This is a genomic window from Ochrobactrum chromiisoli, assembly GCF_026241335.1.
Lineage (GTDB): Bacteria > Pseudomonadota > Alphaproteobacteria > Rhizobiales > Rhizobiaceae > Brucella > Brucella chromiisoli.
Genome location: NZ_JAPHAV010000001.1, coordinates 677,148 through 699,046 on the forward strand (window position 1 = coordinate 677,148; position 21,899 = coordinate 699,046).

A 21,899-nucleotide genomic window follows, 5' to 3' on the forward strand; every position below is an offset into this window, starting at 1 on the left:
CTAAATTCCTCAGATTGACATGGTCTCTGACGTCATGGCACGTGTTTCAGCTATGGATTGTCTGGCGGATTGACGGCCCCGGACAGTTCGGGGAGTGACTTGTGATCAATACAGTTGTTGAAGGCTTTCGTGAGCCACATTTGAGCCGTTTTCAGCGCTGGAGCCGGGAAATAATAACAGCCCTCAAGCTAGGCTGGCCGTTGATTTTCACCAATCTTTCGCAGGCTGCATTGACTGCCACTGATGTTATTTTCATCGGGCGGCTGGGTAAGGACACGCTTGCCTCGGCACTTTTGACGACCAGTTTTTATCATACGCTGATGATCTTTTCGATGGGGCTTGTCTCGGCTGTTATGCCAATGATCGCCATTGCACTCGGCAGGAACCGTCATTCGGTGCGCGACGTGCGCCGGACTGTGCGTCAGGGCATGTGGTCGGCGATTATGATCTCGATCCCGATATGGTTCGTGTTGTGGCATTGCGAGGAAATATTCATCTTCCTTGGCCAGCAGCCGGATATTGCCGCGCGTTCCACCGATTTCATGCACACGCTGCAATGGGCGCTGTTGCCTTATCTGTTCTATATTGTGCTGCGCTCATTTTTTGCGGCCATGGAAAAGCCGATGTGGACATTGCTGGTTGCGGCTGCGGCCATTGGTTTCAATGCGCTGGCTGGCTGGACACTCATTTTCGGTCACTTTGGCTTCCCACGTATGGAGTTGCATGGCGCCGGTATCGCCACCACGCTTTCGAGCAGCATGATGTTTCTTGGTATGGCGTTTATCGCGACCCGCCATCGGCGTTTCCGTCGCTATCGTCTGTTTGGTCGCTTCTGGCGTGCTGACTGGCCACGTCTCATCGAGCTCTGGCGTATCGGTTTTCCGATGGCGCTGACCTTTGTGTTTGAAACCTCGATTTTCTATGCTGCCGTCATCATGATGGGCTATATCGGCCCGACTGCGATGGCAGCCCATGCCGTTGCAATTCAGGTGGCGTCACTTAGCTTTATGGTGCCGCTCGGTTTCGGGCAGGTCGCAACGGTTCGAGTCGGGCGTGCTTACGGACGCGGTGACCCGCAGGCTGTAGCCTATGCGGGCTGGAGCGCTTATGCGTTGGGAGTGGGCTTCATGGCGATCATGGGATTGCTGATGATTTTGATTCCACGCGTGTTTATTGGTGCATTTCTCAATCTAAAAGACCCCGAGAATTTTGCCGTTATCGAACTTGCGGTGACATTTCTGGCGCTTGCGGCGCTGTTTCAGATCGTCGACGGTGCCCAGGCCGTTGCCGCAGGTATGCTGCGCGGTCTGCGTGATACGCGCATTCCGATGTATCTTGCGCTTGTCGGTTACTGGGGTGTCGGCTTGCCGTTGGGTGCGCTTCTGGCATTCCAGTTTAAGCTCGGCGGCGCTGGGGTCTGGCTTGGATTGGCCGCAGGCCTGGCCATCGTTTCCGTACTGATGACCATGCGCTGGCGACGTTCACTCACCCGCATCAGCAATATCTCAGTCGATGCATAAACAAAAGCCGCTCCGCTTTCGGCGGGGCGGCTTAGCATTAGAGAGTAGAACGCTTACTTTGTCAGCGTGACGATGCGGTCAAGGGCGGCACCGAAGCCTTTCAGCGAAACCTTGAAGGCAACAGGCTGGCTAGGGCTGAGAGCAGTCGTGGTTACGTTAAGGTTGCTGCCAGCTTTCAGCGCTGCGGCCTGCTTGGCGTCAAAGCTCACAGGCGCGAGGCAGCCTTGCGGCAAACAGGTCGAGAAAGTCAGGTTCGGACCGGCGGCGTCGTCAATTTTGAGCGTCGCGCCCTTCGCGAGATCAAGGCCGAATGGCATCAGCAGTACGCCTTCAATCTTGCCGCCTGCCATATTACGAAGCTCGGCAGTCAATACGCGCTGGCCAGTCTGTGAACTATTCTGGTCCTGACGGATCGCGCAGACGGTCGTTTCCTTCTGTGACTGGCAAGAGACTGTCCAGTCCTCATAGGTTTCCTGAAGCGTGCTTGCGCCGCCTGGGAGAGGTGCTGCAAAAGCGGAAAGCCCCGAAAATGCTGTGAAGGCAACTGCGAGACCAAAGGAGCGATAGTTTTTCATAAATGTATTCTCTGTTGAATTGATGTTGGTTAGTGACGACGGAAAACTCATAACCCTATTATTAATATTGAGCATAAAATAAGTCTCTGTTCAACAGGCAATATATTGGAGATTTTATTGACATTATAATATTCGAAATACCTTTCGTAAGGGTGTGTGGCATGTATTTCAATTTTTATCCCTGTTTTTGAAGCAAACGGCTGGCAGGGTGTTTTTTAGGATATTCTGAAAAATGGTTGAAGAGTGAAATTATAGAATATTAGTAATATAATTTTGAAAATAAAAAGTTGCTAGCTATTATTTTATAACTATTAATTGAAGGTATAAATTTTAAAATTGGGATAATGTAAAGCAAATACTAAATAGTTGCGCATATGATACATATTAACTGCTGTTTTAAATACTGATGAAAATGCGATTGCCGCTTATAATAATTGTGTTCTATCAGAAAGGAGTCTGAATTTATATATCTACTGGAGTATAATAAAATGACTATTAAAGGTCTTCTTCTTGGTTCCGCAGCCGTTATGGCTGTAGCGACAACCAGTGCTTACGCTGCTGACACGATCGTGTCTCCAGAGCCGGAACATGTTGAATATGTGCGTGTATGCGATGCTTATGGCGCGGGCTATTTTTATATTCCAGGCACCGAAACCTGCCTGCGCGTTTCCGGTTACGTGCGTTATGATGTCGGCGGCGGCGATAATGTTTATGGCCGTGGTTTCAGAGATCGTGAAGGTTTTGTCGACACCCGCCGCAACAGCTGGGACAACAAAGCGCGACTTTCACTGCGCCTGAGCACCGCGTCGGAAACTGAACTTGGCACTTTGAAGACATATGCTGAAACCCGCTATGACTGGGGCAATGGTGTAGAAGGTGCTTCCGGTTCGCTTCGCTTTGGTTATATTCAGCTCGGTGGTCTTCGCCTTGGTCTTGATGAATCCGCATTCGTGACGTTCCCGGGTTATCTTGGCGACGTCCTCAATGATGACGTGATCCTCGCAGGCGGTTATCGTACGGGACTGGTCAGCTATACGTTCACTGCCGATAACGGCTTTTCTGCTATCTTGTCGCTGGAACAAGGCAACAACGAAGATACAGACAGCGCCTATGGCTTTAATGGCACGATCAAAGATTACACCCCGCATGTTGTTGGTGGTGTAAAGTATGAACAGGGATGGGGCACGATTGCCGCCGTTGCTGCTTATGACGCACGTAACGAAGAATGGGCTGGCAAGCTGCGCGGTGATTTGAACCTTACCGATCGCTTCTCGGTTTGGGCTATGGGTGGCTACAAGTCCAACAAGGACATCTATCAGGACGGTGTTCGCATGATCAGCAGCTTCTACGGCACATGGGGTGGCGATTGGGCTGTTTGGGGTGGTGCGAAATTTAAGGCAACTGACAAGGCAACGCTGAATGCGCAGCTTGCCTTTGATGGCACCAATACGCTGGCGGCGACGGCAAATGTTGCTTATCAGCTGGTTCCTGGCTTCACTGTTACGCCAGAAGTATCCTACACCAAGTGGAAGGATAGCCATTCTGTTCTCAATGGTAAGGATGCATGGGGCGGTATGGTTCGCTTCCAGCGCTCGTTCTAATATTAAAAAAAGGCCGTCACTATATGTGGCGGCCTTTTTATAATCTTCAATATTATCTTCCTAAGAAATAATAGCAATAAATTGTATTTTTACTTTGATTTTGGGTTGAATGATCAAAATAAACTATATGTGATTATTTTTAACTGAAAATACAAGCTATATAGAGAATGCCATTGAACAGCGTAGAAGGACTGCGCAAAGTTTATCTGATCTCCAGTCAGGCATGGCAGCGGCGGGCTTTTGGCCCGCCGTTTCTACTTTTAACGCGATAGCTTCATATGGCGGTTGACGTCTTTATAAAGCAGATAGCGGAATTTTCCCGGACCACCAGCATAACAAGCCTGCGGGCAGAAGGCGCGCAGCCACATGAAATCACCGGCTTCCACTTCCACCCAGTCCTGATTGAGCCGATAGACGGCCTTGCCTTCCAGCACATAAAGCCCGTGTTCCATCACATGGGTTTCGGCGAACGGGATCACGCCACCCGGCTCAAATGTGACGACGGTCACATGCATGTCGTGACGCAGATCGTTCGGGTCAACAAAGCGCGTTGTTGCCCATGCGCCGTTGGTGTCGGGCATCGGTGTCGGTGCGATGTTCTTCTCATTAAGAAAAAGCGGCTCCGGCACGTCGAGGCCGTCGACATATTCGTAAGCCTTTCGCACCCAGTGGAAGCGTGCGACAGCGCCTGAATTGTTGCGAAGCGTCCAGCCGCTCTTGGGCGGCAGATAGGCGTATCCGCCTTCGCTCAACACATGATCCTTGCCCGCAAGCGTAACCGTGATTTCACCTTCGACAACAAACAGTACGCCTTGTGCGGCGTCATCGAGTTCCGCACGGTCGCTGCCGCCGCCGGGTTGTACTTCCATGATATATTGCGAGAAAGTCTCCGCAAAGCCCGAGAGTGGGCGGGCAATGATCCATAGACGCGTCTTGTCCCAGAAGGGCAGGAAGCTTGTGACGATATCGCTGAATGTGCCTTTCGGAATGACCGCATAGGCTTCAGTGAACATGGCCCGATCAGTCAGAATTTGCGTCTGTGGCGGCAGGCCACCGGTCGGTGCGTAATAATTACGGCTCATTGTTGCCTCTGATCAATATAGTGTTTCGGGAAGAATATCTTTGAGCCGCAGCAGCGCGATGCGCTCGACCTGTTCACACGCGGTTTCCAGCTCCGCTTGTTTCGAATTTTCAACACGCCGTTTGAAAGCGTCGAGAATTTCCTTCTTGTTGCGTCCCTTGACCGCAATGATGAAAGGAAAGCCGAATTTCTGCGTATAGGCGTCGTTGAGTTCGGTGAAAGTCTTGCGCTCGTCATCGCTCAAAGCATCAAGGCCCGCAGATGCTTGCTCAGATGTGGATTCCGGTGTCAGACGCTTCGCCGCCGCAAGCTTTCCTGCAAGATCGGGATGGGCGCGTAAAACACCGAGCTTTTCATCGTCTGATGCAGCGCGGAATGCGCGGACCAGAACCGTATGAAGACCGGATGCAGAATCGGCCAGTTCCGTCAGACCCATGTCATAGGCGCGTTCGGCAATCCATGGCGAATGCTCGAAAATCCCGCCATAGCGCGCAACAAAGTCGGCCTTGCTGGCCTTGGAGGGTAGGACATCGGCCTGCTTTGGCTTGTGATGCTCATGCCAGTGACGCGCAATATCGACGCGCTTGGCAACCCAGACCTTGTCGTGGCTTTGCACATAATCGAGGAAGCGTTCAAGTGCCGCTACACGGCCCGGACGACCGACGAGGCGGCAATGCAGGCCAATCGACATCATCTTCGGCGCACCTTCTGCACCTTCGCGGTAAAGCACGTCGAATGTGTCTTTGAGATAGGTGTAGAACTGATCGCCGGAGTTAAAGCCCTGTGGCGTGGCAAAGCGCATGTCATTTGTATCAAGTGTATAAGGCACGATCAGATGCGGACCTTTTGGCCCCTTTACCCAGTAAGGCAATTCATCGGCATAGGAATCGGCTGAATAGAGAAAGCCGCCTTCCTCCATCACCAGCTTCAGCGTGTTATCCGATGGCTTGCCCTGATAGATGCCGAGTGGGCGCGAGCCTGTAATTTCGGTATGCAGGCGCACAGCTTCGCGAATGTGTTCGCGCTCCACCTCTTCGGGAACATCCTTATATTCCCACCAGCGCAGACCGTGGCTGGCAATTTCCCAGTCGGCTTCCTTCATGGCGCTGATGGCTTCGGGATTGCGCTCCATGGCAAGGGTCACGCCATAGACGGTTACCGGCATGTTGCGTTGCGTGAATGCGCGCCACAAACGCCAGAAGCCGGATCGGGCACCATATTCGTAGATCGATTCCATGTTGAGGTTGCGCTGACCGTTCCATGCCTGCGCGCCGACGATTTCCGAAAGCAGGCATTCGGATGCGGGATCGCCATCAAGGATGCAGCTTTCACCACCTTCTTCGTAGTTGACGACGAACTGCACGGCGATATTTGCCCCACCCGGCCAGCGTGGGTCTGGTGTGTTGCGGCCATAGCCAACCAGATTGCGCGGATAACTCATGTGGAATTCCCTCGATTTTTGTCTGTTTTGCTTATGATAATAAAGATTTACGCCGACCATTCCCCCTCAAAATTTTGAAAGACATCCAACGATTATCATCTTTCCCAAGACATAACTTCGGTAAATACTCACAATAGGGAACAAGTGTGGTTCGCAAACACTCACGTGTTGCGTGAAATAAATCACACAAAAACAAGTGCTTGCAATGGTTCTAACGGTAATGTCGGAAGAATCGTGCAGGCGGCAGGAGTAAAAATGGGAAGCCAAGCAAGCGGTCAGGGCCGGTTAACGACGCATGTCCTTGATACGGTCAATGGTAAACCAGCGGCAAATCTGCGCATCGAATTGCGCCGGATCGAGAATCAGCAGGCAGAAATCTTGCGCGAAATTCGCACCAATGCGGATGGTCGCTGCGGTGAACCGCTGCTTGCGGGCGATGCGCTCCATTCTGGTTCATATGAGCTGCTTTTCCATGTCGGTGAATATTTCGGCAAAAGGGACGGTGTGATCCCGTTTCTGGATGTGGTGCCATTGCGTTTTGGTATTTCTGACGAAAAGGCGCATTATCATGTGCCGCTTCTGGTTTCGCCGTTTTCTTATTCAACCTATCGCGGGAGTTAAGCGGTATGGGTCAAGCAGTCAGACACACAATCCGCTTTCTGCTGAACGGCGAGACAGTTGAGCTCGACCGTGTTTCGCCGACAGAAACCCTGCTCGATCATCTGCGTTTGTCGCGCAAACTGCGTGGCAGCAAGGAAGGTTGCGGTGAGGGCGATTGCGGTGCCTGCACGGTGCTGGTCGGCAAGATCGTGGGTAACGAACTCGTCTATGAAAGCGTGAATGCCTGCATCCGCTTCGTGGGTTCGCTGGATAGTTGTCATATCGTGACCATTGAGCATTTGCGCGGCTCCGACGGTGGCCTGCATCCGGTGCAAAAGGCGATGATCGATTTTCACGGCTCGCAATGCGGCTTCTGCACGCCGGGCTTCGTCATGTCGCTTTATGCGCTGTGGATGCGCAATCCAAAGCCTGTGGATGCTGAGATCGAAAAGGCGCTGCAAGGCAATCTCTGCCGCTGCACCGGCTATGAGGCCATTATACGTGCAGCGCGGGCGATTTCCGATTATGGCACGTTGATGGATGATGCGCTTGCTGTTGAGCGTGCGCATGTGTTCCGCCAACTGACGGCCTTGCGTGATGGTGCGCGGGTTGAGGTTGGGAGTGGCAAAGACCGTCTGGTCGTCCCTGCCGACCTCAATGATTTTGCCACTGTTTATGCAAATGAACCGAAGGCGACAATCGTTGCCGGTTCAACCGATGTCGGCCTTTGGGTCACGAAGATGATGCGCGATATTTCGCCGGTCATCTTTATTGGGCATCTCAATGAACTGCGCACAATCAGCGAAGAAAATGGCGTTATCAGTATCGGCGCGGGCGTAACCTATACGGAAGCTTTCTCGGTTCTTGCAAAACGCATTCCGGCGCTGGGAAATCTCATCAATCGGATTGGCGGCGAGCAGGTGCGCAACATGGGCACGATTGGTGGCAACATCGCCAATGGGTCTCCGATTGGCGACACGCCACCGCCATTGATCGCGCTTGATGCAAAGCTGACAATGCGCAGAGGTGCAGAACGCCGCACTATTGCGCTGCAAGATTTTTTCATTGCATACGGCAAACAGGATCGGCAGCCGGGCGAGTTTGTGGAGGCTGTGCATGTGCCGCTACCAGTGGCAGACAGCCAGTTCGCCATTCATAAAATTTCCAAGCGCTTTGAAGAAGACATCACCGCAACGCTTGGCGCTTTCCATCTTGGACTTGACGCTGAGGGCAATGTCGCCTCCATCCGCATCGCCTATGGCGGTATGGCTGCAACGCCAAAACGCGCACTCAATGTGGAAGCAGCGTTGACGGGTAAACCTTGGAATGAGGAGAGCGTTGAAGCCGCAATTAAATCCTATGGCCTCGACTATCAGCCTCTGACCGATATGCGCGCTACAGCAGAATACCGTCTGCTGGTTGCGAAGAATTTGCTCCGCCGTTTCTATGCTGAAACGCAAGGCGAGAGCGAACCTTTGCGTAAACCAAACGTTGTCGCTGCATAAGGAGGATGACATGAACAAGCATCCTGCAAACGCAATCAAAGCGAGCCGTATCAAGGGCGGCGTTGCCACCGATCAGCGCCATGACTCGGCCCACAAGCATGTGACGGGCGAAGCAGTTTATATCGACGATATACCGGAGCCTGAAGGCACCCTTCATATTGGTGTTGGCTTCTCAACTGTTGCGCATGGCAAAATCACTGGCGTTGATTTGTCTTCCGTGCGCGCTGCTCCCGGTGTCGTCGATGTACTCACCTATCAGGATGTGCCCGGCGAAAACGATGTCTCACCATCGGGAATGCATGACGATCCGATCTTCGCGGTCGATAACGTGCAGTTCCATGGCCAGCCGATTTTTGCGGTTGTGGCCCGCACGCGTGATCAGGCGCGCCGTGCAGCACGTCTTGCAAAGATCGACTATGAAGAAATGACGGGCCTGTTTTCGATTTCCGGCCTCGACGGCTATAAAGACAAGCTGGTTTTCACGCCGCTGACGCTCAATCGTGGCGATGCCCGCAAGGCCATCGATGAAGCACCGCGCAAGGTCAAAGCACGTATGAAAATCGGCGGACAGGATCACTTCTATCTCGAAGGGCAGGCTTCGCTTGCAATCCCCGGCGAAGATGACGATGTGACCATCTATTGCTCCACGCAAGGCCCAAGTGAAACGCAGCATCTGGTCGCCCACGCGCTTGGCGTGCCAAGCCACTCGGTGACGGTGGAAGTGCGGCGCATGGGTGGCGGTTTTGGCGGCAAGGAAACGCAGGCCAATCAATGGGCAGCGATTGCCGCGATTGCTGCCAAAAAACACAAGCGCGCCGTCAAAGTTCGTCTTGATCGTGATGAGGATATGACCTCGACCGGTAAGCGGCATGATTTCATGATTGATTATGAAGTCGGTTTCGATGATGAAGGCAATATTCTCGGTGTCGATTATCTGTTTGCACTGAATGCGGGTTTCTCTGCCGATCTGTCTGGTCCGGTTGGCGACCGCGCGCTGTTTCATTGTGATAACGCCTATTTCTTCCCGGCCGTTCACGCGCAGTCCGCACCGCTTTATACCAATACCGTGTCCAACACGGCATTCCGTGGTTTCGGTGGTCCGCAGGGCATGGTGGGTGCCGAGCGCGTGATTGAGGAAGTGGCTTTCGCGGTCGGCAAAGACCCGCTCGAAATCCGCAAGCTCAATTTCTATGACGCCATGGGCACAGACGGCACGCGCAATGTGACGCCCTATCACCAGAAGGTGGAAGACTGCATCATCCAGCGTATTGTTTCCGAGCTTGAGGAAAGCGCTGATTACGCGAAGCGCCGCGAGGCAATCCGCGAATTCAACGCCAAAAGCCGCTACGTCAAACGCGGTATGTCACTGACTCCGGTGAAATTCGGCATTTCCTTCACCAAGACGGAATCCAATCAGGCTGGCGCGCTGGTGCATGTCTATAATGACGGCTCGGTGCATATGAACCATGGCGGCACGGAGATGGGGCAGGGGCTTCATCTGAAAGTAGCCCAAGTGGTGGCGGAAGAATTCCAGATTGATCTTGATCGCGTGAAGATCACAGCAACAACGACCGCGAAAGTACCTAACACTGCTCCCACAGCAGCATCGTCCGGGGCTGATCTCAATGGGATGGCCGCGCAGGATGCCGCGCGTCAGATCAAGAAGCGGCTCATTTCTTTTGCCGCGCAGCAATATCAGGTGGCCGAAGATCAGGTGGTCTTCCTGCCGAACCGTATCCGCGTTGGCAATCAGGAAATAAGCTTCAACGATCTGGTCAAACAAGCCTATATCGGGCGCGTGCAGCTGTCCGCATCGGGACATTACAAGACGCCGAAAATCCATTGGGATCGCGCCAAGGGGAAAGGCCACGCCTTCTATTATTACGCCTATGGCGCAGCCTGTTCCGAAGTGTCGGTGGATACGCTGACAGGTGAATACGTGGTCGAACGCACGGATATTCTTCACGATACGGGCCGCTCGCTCAACCGTGCCATTGATATTGGTCAGGTGGAGGGCGGTTTCGTGCAAGGCATGGGCTGGTTGACCACGGAAGAGCTTGTCTGGGACGACAAAGGACGGCTACGCACGCATGCCCCGTCAACCTACAAGATCCCGCTTGCATCAGATCGTCCGAAGATTTTCAATGTGGCCTTGACCGACTGGTCGGAGGCTTATGAGCCGACAATTCACCGCTCCAAGGCGGTTGGTGAACCGCCGCTGCCGCATGGCATGTCGGTGCTTTATGCGCTGTCGGATGCAGTGGCGAGCGTTGCCGATCACAAGATCAGTCCGCGCCTTGATGCGCCTGCAACGCCCGAGCGCGTGTTGATGGCCATTGAACGGCTGCGGTCTCAGAAGGGCTGATGGTATGTCGGGCAGGCGGGACGATATTCGGGATTTTCTGAACCGTCGCCCTGATTGTGTGCTGGTGGAAGTTGCGGACGTTAAAGGCTCTGCCCCGCGAGACGTGGGCACGTGGATGCTTGTTGCGCGCGATATGATCTTCCGCACCATTGGTGGCGGGCAACTCGAATATATGGCGATTGACCACGCCCGAAAAATTCTTGCTGGCGGCAGGGATACGCCTATGGATATTCCACTTGGCCCTGAAATTGGCCAATGCTGCGGCGGTCGCGTGGCTTTAAGCTTCCGGCGGGTTAATCGTGGTCTGGCAGAAGACCTTATTGCCAAAGTCGATGCCGAAATTGCCACCCGCCCGCATGTCTATATTTTCGGTGCCGGCCATGTCGGCGATGCGCTGGCCTATGCGCTGTCGCTGACACCTGTGCGGGTAATTCTGGTGGATACGCGTGAAGCGGAACTGATGGCGGTTGATGCCCCCGGCGTTGAAACCTGTCTTGCGGCCATGCCGGAACAGGTGGTGCGTTCGGCTCCTCCGGCAAGCAGCTTTATTGTGCTGACCCATGATCATGCGCTGGATTTTCTGATCGTTGCCGAGGCTTTGCAGCGCGGCGATGCGGTCTATGTCGGCATGATCGGCTCGAAGACCAAGAAAGCCACTTTCAAAAGCTGGTTGAAACGAGAAATGGGCAGCGATGATTTATTTGAAAATCTCATATGCCCAGTTGGCGGGGCGCTTGTGAAAGACAAGCGACCGGAAGTCATTGCCGCACTGGCTGCGGCGGAAGTGCTGACTGCTGTTCTGACTTCCACCAAGGTTCTACAGCTTGTTTAAGCCAAAATCTCCTTGATCTGCCGCTGGCAGCGCTCTGTCATGAAATCAATGATCAGGCGCACTTTCGGGTCCTGAAACCGCTTGTGCGGATAGATCGCAGCGAGCTGGATGGATGCAGGAGGCGTGCTTTCAAGGATTGGAACCAGCCGCCCTTCGCGGATATATTCCTTCACCTCAAACAGCGGTTTGTTGATGATTCCGCGTCCACTCAGCGCCCATTGCGTCAATACGTCGCCATCATCGGAGTCGTAAGGTCCGGTGACTTCAAACTTGCGCAGGCCTTCCGGTGTCTGCAACGACCAGAAATACTCTTTTGAGCCGGGAAAGCGCAGCAGAAGGCAATCATGTTGATCGCCCAACAGCTCATCCGGCGATTGAGGCGTGCCGTGTTTTTCGAGATATGCGGGCGCTGCACAGATCACGCGTTCGCAGTTTAAAATGCCGCGCATCCGCAAGTTGGAATTTTCCAGAACGCCTAATTTGAAAGCAACATCAACGCTTTCACTCATGATGTCGATCTCGTGGTCAGATAGTCGCAGGCGCACTTCTATGTCCGGATATTTGTCGTGAAACTCCGGAATTGCCGCGGCGATCAGTCTGCGACCCAGCCCCAATGGCGCTGTAATGCGAATCGATCCTTTTGGATTTTTGGCGAGTTCTGCGACAGCGGCTTCGGCTTCGTCTACAGCTTCCAGTATTTTAACCACACCGTCATAAAAAACGCGTCCATGCTCGGTTGGTGTGAGTTTGCGCGTGGTTCTGTTGAAGAGACGCACACCGAGATGCTTCTCTAACTCCTTGATTCGATTGCTTGCAACAGCGGGTGATGCGCGCTGGTCGCGACCTGCCGCAGACAAGTTTCCCAATTCGACAACGCGCACAAAAACACGCAGATTATCAAGATAAGACATGCGCTTGTTCCACCATTGTATATATTTTTTTGAAAGTGATGGTCTTGATGCGACGTTCACACAGGCGCAAAGCTTTGGCAAATAATAAACTAACAAACAAGGGAACGAGTAATGGGAGTGCCGGATGTATGATCTTGCTGTGGCCTGGGACTGGCTGGGCTTTGCAGCGCGGTGGCTACACGTGGTCACTGCGATTGCGTGGATCGGCTCGTCTTTCTATTTCATCGCGCTGGACTTAGGGCTTCGCCAGCGTCCCGGCTTACCCGTTGGTGCTTATGGCGAAGAATGGCAGGTTCATGGTGGTGGTTTCTATCACATCCAGAAATATCTGGTTGCCCCCGCGGAGATGCCCGAGCATCTGACATGGTTCAAATGGGAATCCTACGCCACATGGCTGTCGGGCTTTGCTTTGCTCTGCATCGTCTATTATGCGGGTGCAGATCTTTATCTGGTTGACCCGAATGTGCTCGATGTATCGGCGCCGACGGCAATCGCTATTTCGATTGCTTCGCTGGCTTTTGGCTGGATTGCCTATAACACCATCTGCAAATTGATGCTCGGCAAGAGCGATACGCTCCTGATGATCATTCTCTACGCCATTCTGGTGATGATGGCTTGGGGCTATACGCATCTGTTTACGGGTCGCGCAGCTTTCCTGCATCTGGGTGCTTTCACTGCGACGATCATGTCTGCCAACGTGTTCATGGTCATCATTCCGAACCAGAAAATTGTGGTGGCCGATCTCATCGCCGGCCGCAAGCCCGATCCGAAATACGGCAAGATCGCCAAGCAGCGGTCGACCCATAACAACTATCTGACGCTGCCTGTGCTGTTCCTGATGCTGTCGAACCACTATCCGCTGGCGTTTGGAACAGAATTCAACTGGATCATCGCTTCGCTGGTGTTCCTGATGGGCGTCACGATCCGCCACTGGTTCAACACGCGTCATGCTCGCAAAGGCAATCCGACATGGACATGGCTTGTGACAGTGCTCTTGTTCATCGTCATCATGTGGCTTTCGACTGTGCCAAAAATCCTCACCGATGAGCCGAGCGAGCAGAAGATTTCATCGCTGCAACAGAGCTTCATTTCGGACCCGCACTTTGAAAAGGTGCGGGACACAGTTCTGGGGCGGTGCGCGATGTGCCACGCCAAGGAGCCCGGCTGGGAAGGTATTATTGCGCCGCCTAAGGGCGTAGTGCTTGAAAATGATAGGGAAATTGCAGCCCATGCGCGCGAAATCTATTTGCAGGCTGGGCGTTCCCATGCCATGCCGCCTGCCAATGTGACCGGTGTGAGCATCGATGAGCGCAAGCTGCTCGCATCCTGGTATGAATCCGCTACTTCTGGAGCAAAGTAAGAATGACCAAACTTCTCATCCGTGGCCGTGTGCTGAGTTTTCGCGACGAACCGCAAAGTCTGGATGATACTCAATCCTATCGCTATATCGACGATGGGGCTGTACTGGTTGAAAATGGCCGCATTGCGCGTTTAGGCGATTATGCCGATGTAATCGCTCAGGCAGGCAGCAACGTGCAGGTCGCCGACCATCGCCCGCATCTCATTCTACCGGGTTTCATCGATACGCATATTCACTATCCGCAGACGCAGGTTGTTGCATCCTATGCGGCCAATCTGCTCGAATGGCTCAACACTTATACATTCGTGGCAGAACAGAAATTCGCCGATGAGCAGCACGCGGAATTTATCGCTGAGCGCTTTCTGGACGAACTGATCCGCCATGGCACCACCACGGCCGTCGCCTATTGCTCGGTACACCCGCAGAGCGTCGATGCCTACTTCCGCGCGTCGCAGCATCGCAATATGCGTATGCTTGGCGGCAAGGTGATGATGGATCGCAATGCGCCGTCAGCACTCTGTGATACCGCTCAATCGGGCTATGATGACAGCAAGCAACTGATTGCCCGCTGGCATGGCAAGGACCGCCTTGATTATGTAATCACACCGCGCTTTGCGATTACCTCGACACCAGAGCAACTCGAAGCCAGTCAGGCGCTAGCCCGCGAACACCCTGAATGCTTCATCCAGACCCATCTTTCCGAAAACCACGAAGAGATCGAATTCACAAAATCGCTTTATCCAAATGCGCCGGATTATCTTGGCATCTACGAGCATTATGGTTTGCTGGGTGAGAAGACGTTGCTTGGCCATTCCATCCATCTCGAAGAACGCGAAGTGAAGGTGATGGCCGAGACTGGCTCGGTCGCAGTTTTCTGCCCGACCTCGAACCTGTTTCTCGGTTCCGGTCTCTTTGACCGTGATCGCCTGAAAGCATCGGGCGTGCACATGGCAGTGGCGACCGATGTGGGCGGCGGTACCAGTTTTTCGATGCTGCGCACGATGGACGAAGGCTACAAGGTTCTGCAATTGCGCGGTAATCGCCTCAATCCGTTCCAGTCATTTTATATGATGACGCTCGGCAATGCCCGCGCGCTGTCGATGGAAGACAAGATCGGTACGCTCGACGAGGGTACAGAAGCCGATATTGTGGTGCTTGATTCATCCGCCACATCGCCGATGCGCCTGCGCATGGCAGCGGGCGCAACGCTTGAGCAGGAGTTGTTCCTACTGCAAACACTGGGTGACGATCGCGCAATCGTCGAAACCTATGTGGCGGGTAAGCCGTTAAAGGCGGCACTTTCTTGAGTGTTTTTCGATGTCTGTAAACTGGAAGCTAATATATTTTATGGAGTAAATAAGTGTTATATAAATATTGTTCTTTTTAAAATCCCCATTTTTTCTATAATAAGAGGGCTTTTTTCATTGAAAAGCTATTGTTATAGGAAGAAAAATTATGACATATATTGATAATATTAAAGAAAAAAACTTGTCTGATATTATGAGGGCTGCTGATGCGTTCCCCATGGACAAAATAGTAGAGAGATATGCAAAAGATAATAATATCGATATAGATACGGCGCGAATGCATGAACGAGAATTGAAGCGGTTTTTGAGTTTAAGTATTGTGTGTAAAAGCCCAATTGGCATGCGCGGGCCGGTAGATGAATTATGGCATACTTTCATAACATTCACTGTTGAATATGAAAAATTTTGTAACCAGGTTGCTGGGCATTTTATTCATCATGTCCCAACAGATGAAAGTAGTTCGCCGGAAGCTATGCGTGAATCGGTTGCAGCATTCGATGAACTCTATGCCGATGTATTCGGTCATGAACCGCCAATCGAAGCTTGGCCCAAAACTGAAGCCAAATGTAGCTCATGCACTGATTGTATTACTTGTCTCGTTAAAAAAGATCATACTAAAATTCTTGATCGCCATGTTGTGTAGAGGATTTCCAGCAAAAGTGCGAAGCAGTTTTGCGTGGGATAATGCTTGAAAACAGACAGATAGAGCTTTTCCATTCATTTAATGGGTTCTGAGCCTAGATGCGTTTGCAACTTTTCTGTATTCTTGAGGTAGAAGGAAATATTGTAATTTTACATATCAGTTATATTTAGAGCGATTTGGGTTTCTTAAGCTCAAGTCGCTCTAGAGTGCGTTTCAATCTGATGGGGATCAGATCGATGCTCTAAATGTTGGTTTTAACGCGCATCTTTGTCCGAAAACCGTTTCACACTTTTCAGGATGCGTTCTAAAGTTCCTCTGGCTTCTTACCACCCATCGCATGGGTCAGCTCATCCGCTGTTGCGCGGATAATCGGTCCGAGATATTCGAGCCTCTTCTTGGGCAGACGAACAGCGGGACCTGAAATGGAAATGCCTGCAATCGCCTCACCATATTCGTTGAAAATGGGGGCTGCGATGCAGCACATGCCGAGTGTATGTTCTTCATCATCAATCGACCAGCCGCGTGCCCGGATCACTTGAATGTCTTTGAGTAGCGCCGGTAACGTGTCGAGAGTGCCTTCGGTGAAGCGCTCAAGCGTTTTGCCAGAGAGCGTGCGTGCGATCTGCGTATCCGACCATGTGGACAGAACAGCCTTGCCAATGCCCGAGGCATGGATTGGTCCGCGACGACCCGGACGGAAAAAGGCACGCATCGGTGCGTGGCTCTCTATCTGCGAAATGAACACAACGTCGCCGCCATCTTCGATGCCGATATTGGCCGTCTCGCCGCTCGCTTCCATCAGCTGTTTGAGATATGGCCGCGCCAATGTTCCAAGCTTGCGGAAACGGCGAAAAGCATTGCCAATCTCGAAAGCCTTCACACCAATGGACCAGTCGCCGCTTTCCAAATCATGCGAAACCATGCCGTGATTGGCGAGTGACGAGAGAAGCCGGTGCACGGTCGAAGGCGCCATCTGGCTCGCTTCCGCGAGGTCAGTCAGCGTTGAGCCGTCATTTTCGGCAATAAGCGCCAGAAGCTTGAGGCTGCGATCCAGAACCTGAACAGACGAAGGTACAGCATTCTCCGCCGCCTTGCGGCCTCGCTTTGCTTTTGTCTGTTCCATGAGCCGCCTCCGATTCCTTGTTTTTCATCACTACCTTATCCGCGTGAACCGCGAAAGTGTGTGGCGATTATCTCCATTCCGTTGAAAATCTTTATTTCCGTACAATGGTATTAATTTCCATTTTTACATATAGCATCGCTAAATGGATATATATTCCATAGGAGGAAGCCGTCATGGCCAGAATGCGCGCAGTCGATGCAGCCATACTTGTGCTGGAAAAAGAGGGGGTCAATTGCGCCTTCGGTGTACCGGGCGCTGCGATCAATCCATTTTATTCGGCCATGAAGGCACGGGGTTCTATCCGTCACATTCTTGCGCGCCATGTTGAAGGCGCTTCGCACATGGCTGAAGGCTATACCCGCGCTCAACACGGCAATATTGGCTTGTGTATCGGTACTTCCGGTCCCGCCGGCACCGATATGATCACCGGCCTCTACTCGGCTTCTGCCGATTCCATTCCAATCCTCTGCGTTACAGGCCAAGCCCCCCGTGCACGCCTCGACAAAGAGGATTTTCAGGCAGTCGATATCGCCAGGATCGCAGCCCCCGTTACCAAATGGGCGGTTACGGTTATGGAGCCGGCACTGGTGCCTTTTGTTTTCCAGAAGGCATTTCATATCATGAAGTCGGGTCGTCCCGGCCCGGTGCTGATCGATCTGCCGATCGATGTCCAACTCGCTGAAATCGAGTTTGACATCGATACTTATCAGCCGCTGGAGACATACAAGCCAGCGGCAACCCGCGCACAGGCCGAAAAGGCCATTGCTATGCTCAACGATGCGGAACGCCCGCTGATTGTTGCAGGTGGTGGCATTATCAATGCGGGAGCCTCCGATCTTCTGGTTGAATTTGCTGAAATCACCGGCATTCCGGTTATCCCGACCCTTATGGGCTGGGGCGTTATTCCCGATGATCATCGCCTGATGGCAGGCATGTGCGGCCTGCAAACATCCCACCGCTATGGCAATGCCACGCTTCTGGCCTCCGACATGGTGATCGGCATCGGCAATCGCTGGGCGAACCGCCATACCGGCAATGTCGATACCTATAAAAAGGATCGCAAGTTTATCCATGTTGATATTGAACCAACGCAGATCGGTCGTGTTTTTGCACCCGATTTTGGCATTGTTTCAGATGCGGGCAAGGCGCTCAAACTGCTGCTTGATGTTGCGACCGAATGGAAAACCGCAGGCAAGCTGCGCGACTGGTCCCAATGGGCGCAGGAATGCGGCGAACGCAAGAAGACCATGCTGCGCAAGACACATTTTGATCAGACACCATTAAAACCACAGCGCGTTTATGAAGAGATGAACAAGGCGTTTGGCCGTGACACCTGTTATGTCACGACTATTGGACTGAGCCAGATTGCCGGTGCGCAGTTTCTGCATGTCTATCGCCCGCGCAACTGGATCAATTGCGGTCAGGCAGGCCCCTTGGGCTGGACTTTGCCAGCGGCACTTGGGGTTCGCGCCGCCGATCCTGATCGTCCGATTGTTGCGCTGTCCGGCGATTATGATTTCCAGTTTATGATTGAGGAACTGGCAGTCGGCGCACAGCATAAGCTGCCCTATATTCATGTGGTCGTGAACAATTCTTATCTCGGCCTGATCCGTCAGGCACAGCGCGGCTTTAATATGGATTTCGAGGTCAGCTTAGCGTTTGATAACATTAATGCATCGGGTGACGCAGAAAAGGGTTACGGCGTTGATCATGTGGCGGTTGCCGAAGGTCTTGGCTGTAAGGCCATCCGCGTTCGAAGCCCAAACCAGTTTGCGGAAGGATTTGAGCAGGCAAAAGCGCTGATGAACGAGCATCAGGTGCCGGTTGTTCTGGAATTCATCCTTGAGCGTGTTACCAATATTTCCATGGGAGCCGACATCGATCAGGTGGTCGAGTTCGAGGAGTTGGCCGAGCGCGGCGAAGATGCACCGACTGCGATTGCGGCTTTATTAGATTAGATTGAGAGGGAGGCGGAAATGCCAAGATTTGCAGCCAATCTGACTATGCTTTTCAATGAAGTGCCCTTCATGGATCGCTTCGCGCTGGCAGCCAAAGCCGGTTTCACAGGGGTGGAATATCTCTTTCCCTATGACTTCAACCGCCATGAGCTGAAAGCAGCGCTTGATCGTCATAATTTGGCGCAGGTTCTGCATAATCTTCCGGCTGGTAACTGGGCTGGTGGCGAGCGCGGAATAGCGGTTCTGCCGGATCGGGTCGATGAGTTCCGCCGCGGCGTTGCCGATGCGGTTGATTATGCGACAGCGCTCAACTGCTCGCAGGTCAATTGCCTTGCAGGACTTGCACCGCAGGGCGTCGATCCGGATGCATTGCGCGCAACCTTTGTAAGCAATCTGCGGCTTGCAGCAAGAGAACTTGGCAAGCACGGCATTCGCCTGCTGATCGAACCGATCAATCATTATGATATGCCGGGCTTCTACCTCAACACAGTTGAGCAGGCGGTGTCGATCATTGATGAAGTGGGCAGCAACAATCTGTTCATTCAGTATGATCTTTATCATCAGCAGCGCACGCGCGGTGAACTGATCGCGACTTACGAGCGCTACAAACCGCTGATCGCTCATATCCAGCTTGCCGATAATCCGGGTCGTAACGAACCGGGCACAGGTGAAATCAACTTTTCCTATGTGTTCGAGGCGCTGAAAGCGGCTGGCTACAAGGGCTGGATCGGCTGCGAATACAAGCCGAAGACCACAACTGAGGAAGGTCTTGGCTGGTTCAAACAGGATGAAACCGAACGGCTTAGAGCATAGGGAGATTTGATATGGCTAAAATCGGCTTCATCGGACTGGGCATTATGGGCAAGCCAATGGCGCAGCATTTGCAAAATGCGGGCCATCAGCTTTTCACTTCAAAACATTCAAAGCCGCCGCACAAGGACTTGCTGGGTGCAGGATTGAGCGTGCTCGACACTCCAAAAGCAGTCGCCGCCGAATGCGAAACCATCATTCTCATGTTGCCCGATACGCCACAGGTGGCGGATGTCCTGTTCAGCGAAAACGGCGTTGCGGAAGGTTTGAGCCAAGGCAAAACACTCATTGATATGAGCTCAATCTCGCCGATTGAAACCAAGGAATTTGCAAAAAAGGTTAGGGAAACGGGTGCGGAATATATCGATGCGCCGGTATCGGGTGGCGAAGTCGGCGCGAAAAATGCCAGCCTTTCCATCATGGCAGGCGGTGCGCAGGATGCTTTTGACCAGGCATTGCCGCTGTTGAAGCTCATGGGCAAAAACATCACGCTTGTTGGTGATTGCGGCGACGGCCAGACGACTAAAGTTGCCAACCAGATTATCGTTGCGCTCAATATTGAAGCCGTGGCGGAAGCGCTGGTCTTCGCATCCAAAGCGGGGGCCGATCCGGCCAAGGTTCGTGAGGCGCTGATGGGCGGCTTTGCGTCATCGCGTATTCTGGAAGTGCATGGCGAGCGCATGATCAAGCGCACTTTCGACCCGGGTTTCCGCATTTCGCTGCACCAGAAGGATTTGAATCTGGCTTTGCAGGGCGCGAAGGCTTTGGGTGTTTCGCTGCCAAATACCGCAACGGCACAGGAATTGTTTAATTCCTGCGCAGCGCATGGCGATGATGGGCTGGACCATTCGGGACTGGTGCGCGCGCTCGAACGCATGGCCAATCATGATGTTGCGTGATTGATTTTCTCTCAGTGGCAGGAAATAGTGCGCCCAAACAACAATAATATTGGGAATCTGATGACTGTCATCACCGATCCGAAGAAGTTTCTGACAAGCCTGTTTGATGCAGCAGTTGCGGCTGCTGATCCTGAGCTGGTGATCCGTGCCAATCTGCCTGCCAAGCCCAAGGGCCGGACAATTGTGATTGGTGCAGGCAAAGGCTCGGCACAGATGGCAGCGGCCTTTGAGCGCGCATGGGCCGAACGGCATGCGGGTGAGGACGCACCAATCGAAGGCATTGTCGTCACGCGCTACGGTTATGGCACGCCCTGCAACACCATTGAGATCATCGAAGCATCACATCCGGTGCCCGATGATGCCGGGCTTGTGGCCTCAAAACGACTGTTCGACGCCGTTTCCAATCTCACTGAAGATGATCTTGTCGTCGCGCTTATTTCCGGTGGAGGCTCGGCTTTGCTGCCATCGCCGCCGGAGGGGCTGACCCTTGAAGATGAAATCGCGGTCAACAAAGCGCTGCTGGCGTCTGGTGCGCCGATCTCGGCTATGAATGCGGTGCGAAAGCATCTTTCGACCATCAAGGGCGGAAGGCTGGCAGCCGCAGCACATCCGGCAAAAGTCTTCTCGCTGGTGGTGTCCGATATTCCCGGTGACAACCCTGCCTTTGTCGCATCCGGCCCGACGGTGCCTGACGCAACGTCTCGCGATGATGCGCTCAAAATCATTGGACGCTACAAGCTTGAATTGCCCGATGCCGTGCTTGCGCATATCAAAAGCGAGAAGGCGCATGCACCAAAGCCTGATGATAAAATCTTCGCGAACAACGAAATACGTGTGATCGCCTCCGCTGCCGTTTCGCTGGAAGCAGCTGTCAAAGAAGCCGAGCGTCATTGCGTTGAGGCGGTGATCCTTTCGGATTCAATGGAAGGCGAAGCGCGCGAAGTCGCCCATGTTCATGCAGCCATTGCGCGTGAAGTGGCGGATCGTGATCGCCCGTTTAAAAAGCCGGTTGTTTTGCTGTCCGGTGGCGAAACCACCGTCACCATCCGCGCCAAAGGCGGCAAGGGTGGCCGCAACAGCGAATTTCTGTTGTCCTTTGCGCTCGATATTGATGGCTATAACAACATTCACGCACTGGCGGCAGATACGGACGGCATTGATGGCTCGGAAGATAATGCCGGTGCTTTTGCCGATGGCACAACTGTTTCGCGGCTGCAAAAGGCTGGCGAGGACGGTGCAGCGCGGTTGAATGCCAATGATGCGTGGAGTGCATTTGACGCGATTGATGATCTGTTTATCCCGGGGCCGACCGGCACCAATGTCAATGATCTCAGAGCCGTTCTCATAACAGAATAAGATGAGATTGCA

The 21,899-nt window shown here is 53.0% G+C and carries 18 protein-coding genes; 13 read left to right on the plus strand and 5 right to left on the minus strand.

Annotation, left to right across the window (positions count from 1 at the left end):
* Nucleotides 1–104 precede the first annotated feature (104 nt).
* Nucleotides 105–1,520 carry an MATE family efflux transporter gene (locus OPR82_RS03200; RefSeq protein ID WP_396997737.1) on the plus strand — a complete coding sequence of 472 codons (1,416 nt, stop codon included), beginning with the start codon at nt 105–107 and terminating at the stop codon, nt 1,518–1,520.
* 53 nt (nt 1,521–1,573) lie between these two features.
* Here the strand turns inward: OPR82_RS03200 and OPR82_RS03205 are convergent, their stop codons facing one another.
* Nucleotides 1,574–2,095, minus strand: a complete 522-nt coding sequence (locus OPR82_RS03205) for an invasion associated locus B family protein (RefSeq protein WP_265982994.1) — start codon at nt 2,093–2,095, stop codon at nt 1,574–1,576.
* Nucleotides 2,096–2,583: 488 nt separating this feature from the next.
* On the opposite strand from OPR82_RS03205, the gene OPR82_RS03210 reads away from it, so the two are divergent.
* Complete coding sequence (locus OPR82_RS03210) at nt 2,584–3,696, plus strand: porin (RefSeq protein WP_265982995.1); 1,113 nt, start codon at nt 2,584–2,586, stop codon at nt 3,694–3,696.
* 260 nt (nt 3,697–3,956) lie between these two features.
* Here the strand turns inward: OPR82_RS03210 and OPR82_RS03215 are convergent, their stop codons facing one another.
* Together OPR82_RS03215 and puuE are read right to left on the minus strand one after the other, a co-directional pair.
* Nucleotides 3,957–4,778, minus strand: a complete 822-nt coding sequence (locus OPR82_RS03215; RefSeq protein WP_265982996.1) for a bifunctional allantoicase/(S)-ureidoglycine aminohydrolase — start codon at nt 4,776–4,778, stop codon at nt 3,957–3,959.
* Nucleotides 4,779–4,790: 12 nt separating this feature from the next.
* Nucleotides 4,791–6,218 carry an allantoinase PuuE gene (gene puuE / locus OPR82_RS03220; protein WP_265982997.1) on the minus strand — a complete coding sequence of 476 codons (1,428 nt, stop codon included), beginning with the start codon at nt 6,216–6,218 and terminating at the stop codon, nt 4,791–4,793.
* Between the two features lie 255 nt (nt 6,219–6,473).
* Here puuE and uraH point away from each other — a divergent pair, with 255 nt between their 5' ends.
* The 4 genes from uraH to xdhC are packed head-to-tail and all read left to right on the plus strand — an operon-like array spanning nt 6,474 to nt 11,520.
* Entirely contained in the window at nt 6,474–6,839 is a 366-nt protein-coding gene (gene uraH / locus OPR82_RS03225; protein ID WP_265982998.1) for a hydroxyisourate hydrolase, read from the plus strand.
* Between the two features lie 5 nt (nt 6,840–6,844).
* Nucleotides 6,845–8,323: a xanthine dehydrogenase small subunit gene (gene xdhA, locus OPR82_RS03230; RefSeq protein WP_265982999.1), complete on the plus strand. Its 1,479-nt coding sequence runs from the start codon at nt 6,845–6,847 to the stop codon at nt 8,321–8,323.
* A gap of 10 nt (nt 8,324–8,333) precedes the next feature.
* Complete coding sequence (gene xdhB, locus OPR82_RS03235) at nt 8,334–10,688, plus strand: xanthine dehydrogenase molybdopterin binding subunit (RefSeq protein ID WP_265983000.1); 2,355 nt, start codon at nt 8,334–8,336, stop codon at nt 10,686–10,688.
* 4 nt (nt 10,689–10,692) lie between these two features.
* On the plus strand, nt 10,693–11,520 hold the full coding sequence (gene xdhC / locus OPR82_RS03240; RefSeq protein ID WP_265983001.1) for a xanthine dehydrogenase accessory protein XdhC: 828 nt from the start codon (nt 10,693–10,695) through the stop codon (nt 11,518–11,520).
* On the opposite strand, the gene OPR82_RS03245 is transcribed toward xdhC, so the two are convergent.
* On the minus strand, nt 11,517–12,431 hold the full coding sequence (locus OPR82_RS03245; RefSeq protein ID WP_265983002.1) for a LysR family transcriptional regulator: 915 nt from the start codon (nt 12,429–12,431) through the stop codon (nt 11,517–11,519). The genes xdhC and OPR82_RS03245 overlap by 4 nt on opposite strands.
* 124 nt (nt 12,432–12,555) lie before the next feature.
* On the opposite strand from OPR82_RS03245, the gene OPR82_RS03250 reads away from it, so the two are divergent.
* From OPR82_RS03250 to OPR82_RS03260, 3 genes are all read left to right on the plus strand, one after another.
* Nucleotides 12,556–13,791: a urate hydroxylase PuuD gene (locus OPR82_RS03250; RefSeq protein WP_265983003.1), complete on the plus strand. Its 1,236-nt coding sequence runs from the start codon at nt 12,556–12,558 to the stop codon at nt 13,789–13,791.
* Between the two features lie 2 nt (nt 13,792–13,793).
* Nucleotides 13,794–15,098 carry a guanine deaminase gene (gene guaD / locus OPR82_RS03255; RefSeq protein WP_265983004.1) on the plus strand — a complete coding sequence of 435 codons (1,305 nt, stop codon included), beginning with the start codon at nt 13,794–13,796 and terminating at the stop codon, nt 15,096–15,098.
* 148 nt (nt 15,099–15,246) lie between these two features.
* Complete coding sequence (locus OPR82_RS03260; protein WP_265983005.1) at nt 15,247–15,741, plus strand: glycine-rich domain-containing protein; 495 nt, start codon at nt 15,247–15,249, stop codon at nt 15,739–15,741.
* A gap of 304 nt (nt 15,742–16,045) precedes the next feature.
* Here the strand turns inward: OPR82_RS03260 and OPR82_RS03265 are convergent, their stop codons facing one another.
* Complete coding sequence (locus OPR82_RS03265; RefSeq protein WP_265983006.1) at nt 16,046–16,864, minus strand: IclR family transcriptional regulator; 819 nt, start codon at nt 16,862–16,864, stop codon at nt 16,046–16,048.
* A gap of 173 nt (nt 16,865–17,037) precedes the next feature.
* Here OPR82_RS03265 and gcl point away from each other — a divergent pair, with 173 nt between their 5' ends.
* From gcl to OPR82_RS03285, 4 genes are read left to right on the plus strand one after another with little or no spacing between them, the layout of a single operon-like run.
* Entirely contained in the window at nt 17,038–18,822 is a 1,785-nt protein-coding gene (gcl, locus tag OPR82_RS03270; protein ID WP_265983007.1) for a glyoxylate carboligase, read from the plus strand.
* A gap of 18 nt (nt 18,823–18,840) precedes the next feature.
* Nucleotides 18,841–19,635, plus strand: coding sequence for a hydroxypyruvate isomerase (gene hyi, locus OPR82_RS03275; protein WP_265983008.1), 795 nt, complete (start codon nt 18,841–18,843; stop codon nt 19,633–19,635).
* Nucleotides 19,636–19,646: 11 nt separating this feature from the next.
* A complete protein-coding gene (locus tag OPR82_RS03280; protein ID WP_265983009.1) occupies nt 19,647–20,531 on the plus strand; it encodes a 2-hydroxy-3-oxopropionate reductase in 885 nt (294 codons plus the stop codon).
* Between the two features lie 60 nt (nt 20,532–20,591).
* Nucleotides 20,592–21,887 (plus strand): glycerate kinase type-2 family protein, encoded by a 1,296-nt coding sequence (locus OPR82_RS03285; protein ID WP_265983010.1) that lies wholly within the window; start codon nt 20,592–20,594, stop codon nt 21,885–21,887.
* Nucleotides 21,888–21,899 lie beyond the last annotated feature (12 nt).

What these genes read in the sequence shown, in the direction of transcription:
- xdhC (WP_265983001.1), top strand. Translation starts at nt 10,693, where the DNA reads ATGTCGGGCAGGCGGGACGATATTCGGGATTTTCTGAACCGTCGCCCT.
- xdhB (WP_265983000.1), top strand. Translation starts at nt 8,334, where the DNA reads ATGAACAAGCATCCTGCAAACGCAATCAAAGCGAGCCGTATCAAGGGC.
- OPR82_RS03210 (WP_265982995.1), top strand. Translation starts at nt 2,584, where the DNA reads ATGACTATTAAAGGTCTTCTTCTTGGTTCCGCAGCCGTTATGGCTGTA.
- gcl (WP_265983007.1), top strand. Translation starts at nt 17,038, where the DNA reads ATGGCCAGAATGCGCGCAGTCGATGCAGCCATACTTGTGCTGGAAAAA.
- guaD (WP_265983004.1), top strand. Translation starts at nt 13,794, where the DNA reads ATGACCAAACTTCTCATCCGTGGCCGTGTGCTGAGTTTTCGCGACGAA.
- OPR82_RS03205 (WP_265982994.1), bottom strand. Translation starts at nt 2,095, where the DNA reads ATGAAAAACTATCGCTCCTTTGGTCTCGCAGTTGCCTTCACAGCATTT.
- OPR82_RS03285 (WP_265983010.1), top strand. Translation starts at nt 20,592, where the DNA reads ATGACTGTCATCACCGATCCGAAGAAGTTTCTGACAAGCCTGTTTGAT.
- hyi (WP_265983008.1), top strand. Translation starts at nt 18,841, where the DNA reads ATGCCAAGATTTGCAGCCAATCTGACTATGCTTTTCAATGAAGTGCCC.
- OPR82_RS03260 (WP_265983005.1), top strand. Translation starts at nt 15,247, where the DNA reads ATGACATATATTGATAATATTAAAGAAAAAAACTTGTCTGATATTATG.
- OPR82_RS03280 (WP_265983009.1), top strand. Translation starts at nt 19,647, where the DNA reads ATGGCTAAAATCGGCTTCATCGGACTGGGCATTATGGGCAAGCCAATG.
- xdhA (WP_265982999.1), top strand. Translation starts at nt 6,845, where the DNA reads ATGGGTCAAGCAGTCAGACACACAATCCGCTTTCTGCTGAACGGCGAG.
- OPR82_RS03250 (WP_265983003.1), top strand. Translation starts at nt 12,556, where the DNA reads ATGTATGATCTTGCTGTGGCCTGGGACTGGCTGGGCTTTGCAGCGCGG.
- OPR82_RS03215 (WP_265982996.1), bottom strand. Translation starts at nt 4,778, where the DNA reads ATGAGCCGTAATTATTACGCACCGACCGGTGGCCTGCCGCCACAGACG.
- uraH (WP_265982998.1), top strand. Translation starts at nt 6,474, where the DNA reads ATGGGAAGCCAAGCAAGCGGTCAGGGCCGGTTAACGACGCATGTCCTT.
- OPR82_RS03265 (WP_265983006.1), bottom strand. Translation starts at nt 16,864, where the DNA reads ATGGAACAGACAAAAGCAAAGCGAGGCCGCAAGGCGGCGGAGAATGCT.
- puuE (WP_265982997.1), bottom strand. Translation starts at nt 6,218, where the DNA reads ATGAGTTATCCGCGCAATCTGGTTGGCTATGGCCGCAACACACCAGAC.
- OPR82_RS03245 (WP_265983002.1), bottom strand. Translation starts at nt 12,431, where the DNA reads ATGTCTTATCTTGATAATCTGCGTGTTTTTGTGCGCGTTGTCGAATTG.